Genomic DNA, 13,451 nt, shown 5'->3' on the forward strand with positions numbered 1-13,451 from the left:
GACGTCCAGCTTGGGAAGCTGGCATTCTACCGCTGAATTACGCCCGCCCGGAACGCGGCAGCTAGGGGAATCTATATGGAATCGCTGGCGGGTTGTCAATGCGGGGCTCGATGCGGCGCGGGGCAGATCTTCGGGTGAAACCTTGCATCCACCCTTTTGATTGTCCTATGTTGGAGGCCGCAAAGGAGCGGTCATGCAATACAGGACACTGGGAAAGACCGGGCTGAGGGTGAGCGTCATCGGCCTCGGGACAATGGTTCACGCGGGCCACTTCGGGCCGATGGACGACGCGGAGTCGCTGGCTGCTATCGACACCGCGCTCGAGCTGGGCGTCAACTTCATCGATACCTCGGACGCCTACGGCGCGGGCTACGGGGAGACGCTGCTCGGCAAGGCGCTCAAGGGACGGCGGGACAAGGTCGTGATCGCAACCAAGGGCGGAAACGTCATGACGGGGCCGAACCGCGGCAAGCGCAATTTCGCTCCTGACTACATCGCGGGGGTGCTCGAGGGAAGCCTTCGACGGCTGCAGACCGATTATATCGATCTCTATCAGCTCCATAATCCAACGGTCGAGGTGATCGAGCGGGGCGAAGTGTGGGAGGTGCTGGAGCGCGCCAAGAAGGCCGGAAAAATCCTTCATTACGGCGTCTCGATCAACACGATGGAAGAGGGGATCGCGGCCGTCAAGGACGGGCGCGCCGAAACCATTCAGATCGAGTACAGCCTGCTGGCCCAAGAGCCTGCCGAGCAGGTCCTGCCACTCGCGCGCGAAGCGAACGTCGGAGTGATCGCGCGCGTGCCGCTGCGCCGGGGCGTTCTCACGGGCAAGCTTACGCAAGCCGATGAGCACCGGTTTCAGGGAGAGGACGTGAGGGCGCGGAGCTTCAAGGGCGAGGCCTTTGCGAAGGAGCTGGCCAAGGCGGAAAAGCTCCGCTTCCTCGTCCATGGGCCGGTCCGCACTCTGGGGCAGGCCGCGCTTGCCTTCTGCCTGGCTCACCCGGCGGTGAGCGTCACGATCCCCGGCGCGCGCAACGAGCAGCAGATGAGGGAGAACGCGTCAGCGGGCGACCTGGAGCTCCCGCAAGAAGACCTCGAGCGCGTCCGTGAGCTGTGGCGCAGGGGCTTCGATCTGTAGCGCTTGCAGAGCTGTAAGCCGAACCCCGGGCCTTAGAATTCTCCCCGAAAGATGCCGCGCTGTCCCCGAGCCTCCTCGACCGCAACCTCTATGAAGCGGATCCGGCTCGCGGCAAACTGACGGCGGACCTCGGCGCGGATCCGGTCGGCCACGTATTCCGCCAGAAGCTCCGTGCTGGTATTGGCAAGCGGCAGCAGGATCACATCCCGCCGCGGCAGCAGGATCTTCTGCTTGCGGTAAAGAATCTCCACCGCCGACCCGCGGCGGCGCAAGGTCAGCGCCGGACTGCGGGTCTGGATGAGAGTGCGGTGGTCCAGGGCGTCGCAAATCCTCTTCACCAGGGGCTTGAAGGCGATGAAGTCGAGAACCACGCCGGCACGGTCCAGCTCCCCCTCGACGGCGGCCGAGACCTGATAGTTGTGGCCGTGCAGCGCTTCCCGCGAGCCGTTACTGAATATCAGGAAATGGGCGGAAGCGAAGTTGAGGTAATCCTTGGCGACCTCGACGCTGAAAGTTTTGGGCATGGAGCGGACGTTACCCAAAAGAGTCTCGTCGTTCAACCGGGTTCCACGGTTGCGACCGGCGCGGGACGCGACGGGAATGCCTCAGTAGCAAGGACAAGGGGTCGCCACCTCCGAGCGATGCTCGATCAGGATGCGTCAACGACTTCGTAACTACGCAGGCATCGTGCCATGGGGGCTCGTGGCCGAGACGACCGCGGTCAACAGGCCGGTGCTCGACGCCGCCGAACCCGGGCTAATCGCCTTGCATCTCGCGCCGGGAAATGCCAAAAAATCTCGTTTATCGTCAAAATTTGCTTGCAAGCGGCGAGCGAACAGGCTAGGGAAGGCCAATGCAGCTGAGCGACGCCATCGGGCTCCGGGCCGGCGAGATGGTGTCCTTGATCGGCGCTGGCGGCAAGACCAGCTGTCTGTTCCGGCTGGCGGCGGAAAGCCGCCAGGCCGGCCGCAGGGTTCTCGTCACCACGACAACGAAAATTTTAAAGCCGGCCAGGCCGCACGTGGACCGGCTTTTTCTCGTGCAGGAGCCACAGGCGCTTCTGGCGCGCGCGCGACAGATTTCGCCGCCGCAGATCATCGGGGCGGGCTACGGCGTGGACGAGGAGGGGAAGCTCATCGGGTTGCCGGCCAAATGGGTCGACGAGTACCGGGCGAGCGGGATTTTCGATCAGCTCCTGGTCGAAGCGGACGGCGCGGCTTCCCGGCTCTTCAAGGTGCCCTCCGAAATCGAGCCCGTGGTTCCCGCCACGTGCGATTTGACCGTGTGGGTTATGTCGGTGAAGGTCCTCGGCAAGCCGCTTCGGCCGGAATGGGTGCACCGGGCCGAGCGCGCTCTTTCCCTGCTAGGGCTTCAGAGGGATGTCCCGGTCACCAGGGAAGTCATCCTGCGGCTGGTACGGGATCCGAACGGTTGCCTCAAAGGGATCCCGGGATCCAGTCGCAAGGTCGCCCTGCTCAACCAGGCGGATAGCGCCGAGGAGATCGAAAACGCCAGGGAGGTTGCGCGCGACCTGATCCGGGCCGGGATCACGCGCGTGGTGATCACGAGCTTCGCGGGCGGCGAGCCGGTCAAAGCCAGCATCGCTCCGTAGCGCATCTTCGACCTTTATGGTATCCGCCGTCGTTCTCGCCGCCGGGCGCTCCCAGAGGATGGGGGAACAAAAGCTGCTCCTCCCGCTCCGCGGAAAACCGGTGCTGCAGTGGGTCCTGGAAAGCGCGCTCGCGTCGGAGGTCCGCGAGGTCATTTGCGTGACCCGCGATCTCGGTTTCGTGCGCGAGCGGATCAGGCTCTCGGACAGGCGGCTGTGCTGGCTGGTGAACTCCGCCGCGGACCGCGGCCTGAGCACCTCGGTAATCGCCGGCCTGTGGGCGGTCGATCCCAACAGCGACGGCGCGCTGTTTCTGGTCGGGGATCAGCCCATGGTCCGGAGCCAGCTGATCGACGCTCTGGTCGACCGTTTCGAACACGGCGGCGCCTGGATCGTCGCCCCCACCTTCGGAGGGCAGACGCGCAACCCCGTGCTGTTCCGCCGAAACCTTTTCCCCGAGCTTCTGGCGCTGAAAGGCGACCAAGGCGGCCGGGTGCTGGTCCAGAAGTACAAGGATCGGGCCGAGCTCGTAGCCTGGCACGACGAGGTTCCCTTCATGGATCTCGACGTGCGCGAAGACTACGAGCGGCTGAAAGAGCTGGCGTGAGCGGTGGGCAAGAGCGCTTCGCGCCGGTCCAATCGTTCAAAGGCTGCCAGCGTAGAAGGCCGGAAGACGGGAACCAAGAACCGGAAAACCGTCTTTAGCGGGCCTCCATTCCGACCGCGTCCGCGATAGAGCCGAGCCCGTCGCGCTCAAGGAGCCGCAGCAGGCCCAGGTTGATGCGCTTGACCGCGGCCGGCCCTTCGTAGACGAAGCCCGTGTAGATCTGGACCGCGCTTGCGCCCGCCTTGATCTTCTCGTAGGCATCGGCCGCGGTAAAGACGCCGCCGACGCCGATGATAGGCAGCCGGCCGCCGACGCGACTGTAGAGGTGGCGGACGAATGAGGTCGAAAGGGCGCGCAGCGGCCTTCCGCTCAGCCCGCCCGGCTCGCGACAGCGCGAAACCAGGGACTCGCGCAGGAACGCGGTGGCGTTGGTCGCGACGATGCCGCCGATCTTCTCTTCCAGCGCCACCTCGACGATGTCGTCGGCCTGGGAGAATTCCATGTCCGGCGCGATCTTGACGAGAACGGGCCTGGTCGGACCGCCGGTCCGGCTCGCCAGCTCCAGGTTTTTTTCCTGCACCGCGCGCAGCAGCGCCCGGAGCAGCCGCTTTTCCTGGAGGTCGCGGAGCTTGGGGGTGTTCGGGGAGCTCACGTTCAGCGTGAAAAAGTCGCCGTACGGGTAGAGCTGCTCGAAAGCCGATAGAAAGTCGGCCACCGCGTCCCTGGTCTCGACGACCTTGCTTCGCCCGATGTTGACGCCGAGCGGAATCCTGAGCGGTGCGCCGTTTCCCCGCAGCGCCGCAAGACGGCGGGCGATGACCGCGGCGCCGTCGTTGTTGAACCCGAGGCGGTTGATGAGCGCCTCATCCTCGGGCAGCCGGTAGAGGCGCGGCTTGGGGTTGCCGGGCTGGGCGAGCGCGGTTACGGCTCCAATCTCAATGAACCCGAAGCCGAAGCCGGCGATCGTCCGCACCGCGACGGCGTTCTTGTCGAAACCACCGGCCAGCCCGATCGGGTTCGGAAAGGTAAGCGGCCCGAGGCGTACCTCCAGGCGCCGGTCCCGGACCCCGAACCACCGTTCCAGCAGCCCTTCGAAGCGTTCGATTTTCGAAAGCAGAGCCAGGATCGTTTCGTGAGTCTTTTCCGGGTCGCCCAGGAAGAGAACAGGACGCACGACATGCTTGTACAGCGAAGGGACTTCCATTCAGCGGGCGGGCGGGGTTCCTTTCAGCGATAGAGCTCCTCGAGCAATCCACTTTTTTCTAGCTTGTCGAGGAACCGCATGTCAATGAACTGCTCGGGCCTGGCATCGCGCGCCGCCGCAACCGTCTTGGCGAGATCGTTGAGCGCGTTTCTCATCCCCTCCATGTTGATGTAGGGCGCCTTCTCGAGCACCTTGCCGACGTAAAGATCGTAAGCCTTTTGCAGGATCGCGGGATCTTCGAGCTTGGTGTAGCGCGCGATGGTTTTGAGAGTCGACTCCCTGTCGGTCCGGGCCCGGTGAATGCCCCTGGCATAGGCCCGCAGGAACCGGTCGACGAGGCCCGGCTTCTTCCTCATGATCCCGCCCTGCACGACGAGGGAGGGATTGGGGAAAGCGAGATTCATGTCGGTTACGCTCACCAGCTCCTTGAAGCCGAGCTTCTCGACGGCGAAGAGCGTGGGCGGCGAGACCAGGCCGGCGTCGATCGAGCCACCCTGGAGACCTCCCATGATCGAGCTCATCGCCCCCATCTGCAGGATCGTAACGTCCTTCTGCGGGTCGAGGTTGTTCTTGCGCAGGGCGAAGCGGGCGGCGATATCCGTGGCCGAGCCGAAGCGCGTCACGCCGATCTTCCTGCCTTTCAAGCCTTCGACCGTCTTGATCTCGGGACGGGCGTAGATGGAAAAGATCAGCTTGTTGGTCGTGTTCCCGATGATCTTGATGTCGGCCCCCTGCATGGCGGCGGCCATCGTCGAGCTGCCGTTCAGCGCGGCGACGTCGACCTCGCCCGCCGTCACCACCTGGGCGAGCTGGCTGCCGCTCGGGATGAGGATCATCTGATCTTCGAGGCCTTCGCGCGCGAAGAAACCGGCGTCGTGCGCCACCCACAGGCCGAGGTACGATCCGCTGATCGAGCTGTAACCGATGCGGATCGGCTCCGCGGCAGCCGGGGAGAGCAGGGCGAACCCCCAAAGGATCCAAACGATTACCGCAGCAGCCATCTTTCCCTCCTTCTTCTTTCGCCTTTCGCCGCGTCGCTTTCGGAGACCGCCGCAACGCAATCAGGCGGAGAGCTTGGGCTCCGCTGCCCGCAACGGCGGTGCCGGACCTCCGGGATCACTTGAGCGGCGAGCATTCCGCCGGCACCAGCAGGGCATTTTCCTGCTTGACGAGAAATTCCCGGGTCGGAGGCGGCCAGCCGGCCACGGTCCTGGCGGCCTCGGCTCTCAGCCGCTCCCGCTCGCCCGCGTCCTTGTACGCCCAGACGTGCACGTACTGATTCAACGGCCCCAGGATCGTATGGCCCGCAAAGGCCAGCGGCGAGATCCGCGTCCGATCCGGCATGACCTTGCCGAATCGCTCCAGCACCGTCGGCATCGTCCCGGGCAGATAGGTATAGGTGCGAAACTCGTAGAGGCCGCCCAGGCGCCGCGGTTCGAGAGGCGGCGAAAACGGGGCCGGCTGGAGGATCTTGCTCTCCTGCAGCAGGATGAACTCGTGGGTCTTCGGCGGCCATTTTCCGGTCTTGCGGGCTTCCTGGCCGATTCGCTCCCGCTCCTCGAAGCTCTCGTAGGGCCAGACGTGGACGACCTGATTCAGGCCGCCGACTTCCGAGCGCCAGAGCCCTCCCAACGGGGAAAACTGCAGGCGCGCGGAGAGCCCCTCGACGAACCGCTCCTCGAACGCCGCCGCCGTTCCGGGCCGCAGCGTGTACGTGCGCATCTCGATGATCATGGCTTGCCTCCTCTCGCCTACTCCTTCCCACAATTCGGTGACCGAATGCAACAGCTTCGAAACGACGGAATAGGTTAAACGCAATGTCCGTTATTGTCACTTTTGGCCTGGCATTGGTAGGCGACGCTCTCTCACGGTCCAGCAGCTTCCCTGAGTTCGCCAAAAATCCTTTTCCGTCCCTGGTATGTAACTTGCTCTTACAGTTTGCAAATTCATCCGCTGGAAAATTCGCCGGGAAACGGAAGGTCTGTCAACAAATGGAACGAGTGTCGGACAATAACGAAAAAGAGAACCCATCAAGGGAGGGCGAGCCGACCGAGCGGTCGGCAAGGCCGCTCCAGGAGCCGGAATCCGCGGCGCGGCTGGAGTTGCGCGATAAAAAGGTCGTCACGGTCCCACAGCGCGAGAAGCGGCGTTTTTACATCCCCGTCCGGACCAAGTTCGTAATGGCGACGGCCTTCGCCACGCTCTGGTTCGGCCTGTCCGTAGTTCTCGCGCAACCCTGGTTACAGGATCTTTCAGAGGTGATCGGGGGAGTGCCGGCGTTTCTCGTGGTTCTCTTCATCGCGCTGATTCCGGGCTTTCTCAACGCTCATATTCTCGCGAGCGTGCTGCTCGACTCGCCGCCGCCGCTGCGGTTCGATCTCGACTTCCCGCCCGTCAGCCTGCTGATCGCCGCCTACAACGAGGCGGAGAATCTTCCGGAAACCTTCCGCGGCATCAAGCACCAGGACTATCCGGGAAAGATCGAGGTCATCCTCGTCGATGACGGCTCCACGGACGGCACGGCCGAGGTCGCGAGGTCTCTCGGCCTCCCCAACCTGAAGATCATCCAGGGCGCACACGAAGGCAAGGCGTCGGCCCTGAATCGAGGTCTCGAGCACGTCACCAGCGAGTTCGTGGTTTGCATGGACGCCGATACCTTTCTCCACCCTCAGGCGTTGAAGCGGATCATGGCCCGCTTCCTCACCGATCCGGAGAATACCGCGGCCGTCGCCGGATGTGTGCTCGTCAAGAATTCCCGGGAGACATTCATGGCGCGACTGCAGGAATGGGACTATTTTACCGGCATAGCGTCGGCGAAACGCCAGCAGTCGCTCTACCAGGGAACTCTGGTGGCGCAGGGAGCCTTCAGCGCCTTTCGCACCCGCGTGGTGCGGCAATACCAGGGTTGGCCCTCCGTGATCGGCGAGGACATCGTGCTCACCTGGGCTCTCCTGAAAGACGGCTGGCGCATCGGCTTCGAGCCGACGGCGATCGGCTTCACCGTGGTGCCGGAGACGTTGCGCGGCTTTTATCGCCAGCGCAAGCGCTGGGCGCGCGGCATGATCGAAGGTCTCAAGCGGTACGGCCACATGGCGTGGACGCGCTCGCGGCTCTCGGGGTTTTTCGTCGGGATCGATTTCATCATCCCGTTCATCGACTTCTTCTACGCCTTCGCGTTCCTTCCCGGCGTGGCGCTCGCCCTTGCCGGCCACTACTATATCGTCGGCCCGCTCACCCTGCTGGTGATCCCGCTCGCCTTTCTGATCTTCTCGGCGATGTATCGCAAGCAAAAAAAGGTGTTCGATGCCGTCGGGTTGAAGGTCAGGCGCAATTTCGCCGGCTTTCTGGTCTATATGCTCGTCTATCAGGCCGTTATGTCGCCCATATGCGTGATCGGCTATCTCCAGGAATTTTTCGGCATGACCAAACGCTGGTAGGCGGCTCCCGGCGGATTCGGCCCGTCCCTTTTCCGCGAGCCGATCTATTTCTGGCAAACGCACGTAAATTCTGATATCTTTGGATGGCTTTGGCCATGAAAAGCGCACCGTCACGGCCGAACGGAGGCGAATCGGGGCTGCTCGCACTGCTGTGTCTGTTCGCAGCCATATGGGCCGTCGGGATTCCTTCGCGTGCTGCGGCGGCAGAGAGCCCGGAGAACCTGCAGAAAAAACTCGCCGGCGCCAACGAGCCGAAGCAGCGGGCGAGGATTCTCAAAGACCTCGGCGACGCCTACATCGCCGGGGACAAAGTCGACCTTGCCGCCGGCTCGTACCTTCAAGCGCTGGAGACCGCACGCGAAAGCTTCACCCTTGGCGAACGGCTCCAGATGGCGATCCGGATTTCGTGGGCGGACCGCCTCGCAGAGTCGACCAGGGAGTTGAAGCTCATCCTGGCGGAGGACTCCAAAAATCTCGCCGCGCGAACCCATCTCGCCCGTGTGCTGTCCTGGTCGGGAGACCTCTCGGAGGCGATCGTTCAGGCCGACCTCGTGCTGCGCGAGTCTCCGGATCACCAGGACGCGCTGCTCGTCAAGGCGGACGCGCTCCAGTGGCAGGGGCGATTCGGCGAGGCCATTCCAATCTATCGGAAACTTCTCGGAAGGAACGGCGATTTCGACGCGCGAATCGGGCTGGCGTACGCCTATCTCGGCGGCGGCAACCGCACCGGCGCAATCGAGACCGCCCGCGGCCTCAAGCCCGCCAACTCCCGGCAGGAGCGGGCCCTGGCCCGGCTGACCGCGGCCATGCAGCGCGAGACCAGCCCCGCGCTCGACGCGCGCTACAACCACTACGGCGACTCGGACGAGAACAAGCTCAACCGCTACGCCTTGCTTTACAGCTTTTGGGCGGGCAACGTGAACCTGGCGGCCAGCTTTCGCCACACCAACGCGCGCGACGACGTGCGCTCGAACCGGGCCGAGGATTTCGTGGTGAGCGCCTACACCAGGCTTACCGACGTCCTCGGGGTGGGCGGCGGACTCGGCTTCTCGCAGCTCCACGACGGCGACAGCTCGACCTTCGGGACGGGGCACGTGAAAGCGGACCTGCGGGTGTTGCGCGGCAGCGCCGGGCTAAGCGTGACGCGCGAGCTTCTCAGCGACACCGCCGAGCTGATAAAGAACCGCATCCGGCTCACCAACGTCGCCCTTTATCTGTCGCATCCGCTGACGGAGAGGGTGAATTTCCATGGAGGCTACAGCTACAAGCACTTCTCCGACGGCAACCACGCGAACGATCTGCAGCTGGTGACGCGCTACACGTTTTACCGCAACCCCGACATATCCATCGGCCACCGTTTCCGCCTGCTCGACTACCACACGCAGCGGCGCAACGGGTACTTCGATCCCAACAACTACATCGCCAACCGGATTTTCGGCGCGTACTACATCGAGCGCGACTGGTTCTACACCTATATGGACATCTTCGTCGGCCATCAGACCTTCCGCCGAAACGAGGTGGCGAGCGACGACTTCATTCACGGAGGCACCGCGGCCCTCGGCCTCAAGCCGTTGCCCAACCTCGCGATCGAGGTCAATGTCGAGGGGGGAACTTTCGCCGCGGGCTCCGCGTCGGGTTTCAACTACCTGAACATCGGGCCGCGCATCCTGTTCAGGTTCTAGTTCTCTTTTTCCGCTGGAGTCCGGCGACGCCAGGACGGACGGACAAAGGACTTTTCCGACGTCAGGCAAGCGCCCTGGCGAAGGCGCGCTTGAGAAAGACTCCCACGAGGTGGCGCTTGTATTCGGCGCTCCCCTGCAGGTCGTCCACGGGGTCGGCGGCGTCGGCCAGCGCCCGGGCCGCGTCGGGAAGGCGCTTTTCGACCTCGTGGCGGGGCCCCTGGAGGAGGGACTCCGCAGCCGGCGAGCGGCTCGGCCGGGCCCCGACGCTGCCGGCGGCCGCGCGTGCTCGCTTGATGATCCGGTCGTCGTCTTCCAGCTCCAGAACCAGCGCCAGGCTCAGGGTGGGGCGCTCGTGCGTCTGGAACTTGACGTAGGCGGCGCGACGACGGTCTTGGGACAGCGGAATCTCCACGCACGCCAGGAGCTCGTCGGGGGCGAGGGCGGTCTCGTAGGCGCCCGTGATCAGACGGTCGAGCGGCAGCGATCTCGTCCCGCGGCCGCCTTCAATCCGGGCGGTCGCCTCGAGCGCGAGCAAGAGCGTCGCCGGGTCGGAGTGCGGCTCGGCGAAGCAGAGGTTTCCTCCGAGCGTTCCCGTCGCGCGCACGCGAACGTTGGCCACCTGGGACTCCATTTCCGCCATCACGGGGAGCCGCTCGCGAACGAGGCTCGACCGCTCGATCGAGCGATGCGTGGCGCCGCTGCCGATGCGCAGCGCCGAGCCGTTCGCCTCGATGCGATCGAGGCCGGGAATGGTCTTGACGTCGACGAGATGCTCGTAGCGCAGCAGGTCGTGCTTCATGGCGAGGAGCAGCTCGGTGCCGCCTGCGTAGAGCCGCGCTTTGTCCCCGTAGTGGGCGAGCATCTGGGCCGCTTCGGCAACGCTTTTCGGCTGATGGATCGTGAATCGTCGCAAGGGCATCATGGCATGGTCTCGTTCAACGGCTCGAAAGCTCGCGGTTCAAGGCCCCGGAGCTATTGAGCTTTTGGCGCCCGGCGTTTTTTCTCTTCGAGCGCGCGCCAGACTCTTTCCGGCGTCAGCGGCGCCTGGCGGATCCTCACGCCGACCGCGCGGTCGACGGCGTTGGCGATGTTGGCGGCCATCGAGTTGAGCGACGCTTCGCCGCCGCCCTTGGCGCCGTAAGGGCCGGCGCCATCCTGGTTTTGCACCAAGCGCATCTCGATCCGCTTCGGCAGGTCGGAAAAGCGCGGCACGCGATAATCGAGGATCGAGCCGTTGACGAGCTGCGGTCCCTCGTAGACGAGCTCCTCGAACAGCCCGATACCCATTCCCATCGTGGCGGCCCCCAGGTCCTGGCCTTCAGCGAGCGCGGGGTTGATGGCGAGCCCCACGTCCCCCACCGTCGCGAGCTTCTCCACGCGAATCTCGCCGGTCTCCTCGTCCACCGCCACCTCGACCGCGGTGCAGGCGGTCTCCCAGAAGACCGGAAGCTTGGCGAATTTCCCTTCCTTGCGGATGTAGGCGCGGCCGATCACCTCGCCGTCCGGAAGCCCGTAGTACTTGCTGATCACCTCCGCCCAGCTGAGCTGCACCTCGCCGCAACGCACGCCCCCGCAGACCGCCTGGATCTCCTCCGGCCTGACCTTGAGCACGTCGGCCGCCATGACCGTCATCTGCCGGATCGCCTCGCGGCTCGCCTCGAGGACCGCCGTGCCCATGAGCGTGGTCGTCCGGCTCGCCCCGGTGGAGCGGTCATAGGGCGTGATCGCAGTATCGGAGGAGACCACGTGGACCTTTTCGAAGGGCACGCCCAGCTCCTCGGCCGCAATCTGGGCCAGGACCGTGTGGCTTCCCTGCCCGAGCTCGGTGCTCCCCGTAAGAATCGTCACCGACCCGTCGGCGTGAACCCGAATGGCGGTGGAAGTCAACGGGTAAGCGCCCGCATCGCTGCCGGAGCAGGCGATGGTGCGTCCGTGGTTTTCGGGCAGGGGCTCGCTCCAGCCGATCGCCTCGGCTGCGGTCTCGAGATCCTCCTGGAGCGTGCCGTCGAACGGCCGCAGCCCAGGGAAAAATTCCTCGCCAGGCCTCGCGGCGTTTTCCAGGCGAAAGCGATAAGGATCCTTTCCGAGCTTGGCCGCGAGCTCGTCGATCTGGGATTCGCCGGGCAGCGTGACCTGGGCGCAGCCGAACCCCCGGTAAGAGCTCGCCGGCACGGTGTTGGTGTAATAGGAGGTGTTTTCGATCAGCACGTTGGGAATGGCGTAAGGACCCACGCACCGGTTGGTCGATTTCTCGACGACCAGCGGGCTGTTCTCGGCATAGGCGCCGGTGTTCATCAGGATCTTCGCCTGGCGCGCGATGATCCTGCCGCCGGCGTCGACGGCCGTGCGCATCCAGGTGTAGGCGTCGTCGCTGCGCGTGGTCAGCATCGCCTCTTCGACCGTGAGCTGGAGCTTGACCGGCCGCTTGGCTTTCCAGGAGCAGGCGGCCACCAGCGGCTCGATCTTGGTGTAGGACTTGCTTCCGTAGCCGCCCCCCACGAACGGAACGACCAGGCGGACCTGGCTCACCGGCAGATTGAAAATGGACTTGAGGTCGTGGCGTACCATGAAAGGATGCTGCGCCGAGGAGTAGATGGTCACGCCCTGCTCGTTGACGTCCGCGATCGCGACGTACGGCTCCATCGCGTAGGCGTAGGTCATCGGAAAATAGTACTCGCCCTCGACCACCACCGCCGCTTCTCTGAACGCCTTCTCGACGTCGCCCCACTGGATCCTGTGCGTCTGGCAGATGTTGGTACCCTTGCCGGCGGCGACATCGCCCTCGAAGCCGCGCAGCGCACCGGCCTCGAACTTGCGCTCGTGCAGCAGCGGCGCGTCCGGGGCCATCGCCTCCTGCGGCGTGAAGACCGCCTTCAGCTCCTCGTACCGGACCTCGATGAACTCGAGCGCCTCGAAAGCGGTGCGCTCGTCGACCGCGACGACCGCGGCCACCGGCTCGCCGGCGTAGCGCACCTTGTCGATGGCGAGCAGCGGGTGGTCTTTGACCGCATGGCCGTAGTACGGGTTGAGCCCTTCGAGATCGTAACCGGTGACGACGCAGTAGACCCCCGGGTGCGCCTCCGCCCGGCTCTTGTCGATCGAGAGAATCCTGGCGTGGGCGTAGGGACTGCGCAGCACCTTGGCATGGGCCATACCGGGGAGCTTCACGTCGCTCACGTAAGTCGCCCGGCCGGTGACCTTGACGCGGCCGTCGCGGCGCGGGACGGAATGGTTGACGACGCGGAACCCGGTTCGTTTCTCGGCGCTCACTTGACGCTCTCCTTGGCGGCGCGCTCGATCGCCTTGACGATGGGGAGATAGCCGGTGCAGCGGCAGATGTTGCCGTTCATGTAGCGGATGATCTCGTCCCGTGACGGGCGCGGATTCTCGCGCAGCAGCCCGAGGGCCGCCATGATCATCCCGGGGGTGCAGAAGCCGCACTGAAAAGCGAACTCGTCGATGAACGCCTGCTGGAGCGGGTGGAGCGCGCCGTCGGGACGCTCGAGCCCCTCGATGGTGGTCACCTGCTTGCCGCGCACCTCATAGGCGAGCAGCGTGCAGGCGCTTACCGGCAGGTCGTCGACCAGCACCGTGCAGGCGCCGCAGACCTGGACCTCACAGGAAACCTTCGTTCCGGTGAGGTTGAGCCGATCGCGCAACACCTCGGCGAGGGTCTCCTGCGGCTCGCACTCGACCTCTCGGGCCTTGCCGTTCAGTACGAATTGGATGTTCAACGCTAACTCCTGGCAACGATTCCGATCGGCGCAAGACCGG

At 64.6% G+C, this 13,451-nt stretch carries 12 protein-coding genes; 5 read left to right on the forward strand and 7 right to left on the reverse strand.

Annotated features, from left to right (window positions below):
• Positions 1-193 precede the first annotated feature (193 nt).
• Positions 194-1,138 carry an aldo/keto reductase gene (locus VNN77_19090; protein ID HXG53510.1) on the forward strand — a complete coding sequence of 315 codons (945 nt, stop codon included), beginning with the start codon at positions 194-196 and terminating at the stop codon, positions 1,136-1,138.
• A 32-nt stretch (positions 1,139-1,170) separates the two neighbouring features.
• On the opposite strand, the gene VNN77_19095 is transcribed toward VNN77_19090, so the two are convergent.
• On the reverse strand, positions 1,171-1,698 hold the full coding sequence (locus VNN77_19095; GenBank protein ID HXG53511.1) for a 6-carboxytetrahydropterin synthase: 528 nt from the start codon (positions 1,696-1,698) through the stop codon (positions 1,171-1,173).
• Positions 1,699-1,991: 293 nt separating this feature from the next.
• On the opposite strand from VNN77_19095, the gene yqeC reads away from it, so the two are divergent.
• Both yqeC and VNN77_19105 read left to right on the forward strand, forming a co-directional pair.
• On the forward strand, positions 1,992-2,750 hold the full coding sequence (gene yqeC, locus VNN77_19100) for a selenium cofactor biosynthesis protein YqeC (GenBank protein HXG53512.1): 759 nt from the start codon (positions 1,992-1,994) through the stop codon (positions 2,748-2,750).
• A gap of 16 nt (positions 2,751-2,766) precedes the next feature.
• Positions 2,767-3,354, forward strand: a complete 588-nt coding sequence (locus VNN77_19105; protein ID HXG53513.1) for a nucleotidyltransferase family protein — start codon at positions 2,767-2,769, stop codon at positions 3,352-3,354.
• 94 nt (positions 3,355-3,448) lie between these two features.
• Here the strand turns inward: VNN77_19105 and VNN77_19110 are convergent, their stop codons facing one another.
• The 3 genes from VNN77_19110 to VNN77_19120 all read right to left on the reverse strand — a co-directional run bounded on the left by VNN77_19110 (position 3,449) and on the right by VNN77_19120 (position 6,292).
• Entirely contained in the window at positions 3,449-4,558 is a 1,110-nt protein-coding gene (locus VNN77_19110) for a quinone-dependent dihydroorotate dehydrogenase (GenBank protein ID HXG53514.1), read from the reverse strand.
• Between the two features lie 23 nt (positions 4,559-4,581).
• Positions 4,582-5,559: an ABC transporter substrate-binding protein gene (locus VNN77_19115; protein ID HXG53515.1), complete on the reverse strand. Its 978-nt coding sequence runs from the start codon at positions 5,557-5,559 to the stop codon at positions 4,582-4,584.
• A gap of 115 nt (positions 5,560-5,674) precedes the next feature.
• Positions 5,675-6,292: an NIPSNAP family protein gene (locus VNN77_19120; GenBank protein HXG53516.1), complete on the reverse strand. Its 618-nt coding sequence runs from the start codon at positions 6,290-6,292 to the stop codon at positions 5,675-5,677.
• Positions 6,293-6,549: 257 nt separating this feature from the next.
• Between VNN77_19120 and VNN77_19125 the strand changes: the two genes are divergently transcribed.
• Both VNN77_19125 and VNN77_19130 read left to right on the forward strand, forming a co-directional pair.
• A complete protein-coding gene (locus VNN77_19125; GenBank protein ID HXG53517.1) occupies positions 6,550-7,995 on the forward strand; it encodes a glycosyltransferase family 2 protein in 1,446 nt (481 codons plus the stop codon).
• 95 nt (positions 7,996-8,090) lie between these two features.
• Positions 8,091-9,677 (forward strand): hypothetical protein, encoded by a 1,587-nt coding sequence (locus VNN77_19130; GenBank protein HXG53518.1) that lies wholly within the window; start codon positions 8,091-8,093, stop codon positions 9,675-9,677.
• A 61-nt stretch (positions 9,678-9,738) separates the two neighbouring features.
• Here VNN77_19130 and VNN77_19135 read toward each other — a convergent pair whose 3' ends face one another.
• From VNN77_19135 to VNN77_19145, 3 genes are read right to left on the reverse strand one after another with little or no spacing between them, the layout of a single operon-like run.
• Positions 9,739-10,599 (reverse strand): xanthine dehydrogenase family protein subunit M, encoded by an 861-nt coding sequence (locus VNN77_19135; GenBank protein HXG53519.1) that lies wholly within the window; start codon positions 10,597-10,599, stop codon positions 9,739-9,741.
• A gap of 50 nt (positions 10,600-10,649) precedes the next feature.
• Positions 10,650-12,947: a xanthine dehydrogenase family protein molybdopterin-binding subunit gene (locus VNN77_19140; GenBank protein ID HXG53520.1), complete on the reverse strand. Its 2,298-nt coding sequence runs from the start codon at positions 12,945-12,947 to the stop codon at positions 10,650-10,652.
• The gene (locus VNN77_19145) at positions 12,944-13,411 is read right to left on the reverse strand and encodes a (2Fe-2S)-binding protein (GenBank protein ID HXG53521.1); all 468 of its coding nucleotides are present in this window, start codon (positions 13,409-13,411) and stop codon (positions 12,944-12,946) included. Before VNN77_19145 ends, VNN77_19140 begins: the two co-directional genes overlap by 4 nt.
• Positions 13,412-13,451 lie beyond the last annotated feature (40 nt).

This window comes from Candidatus Zixiibacteriota bacterium, from assembly GCA_035574315.1.
GTDB lineage: Bacteria > Desulfobacterota > Binatia > UBA9968 > UBA9968 > DATLYW01.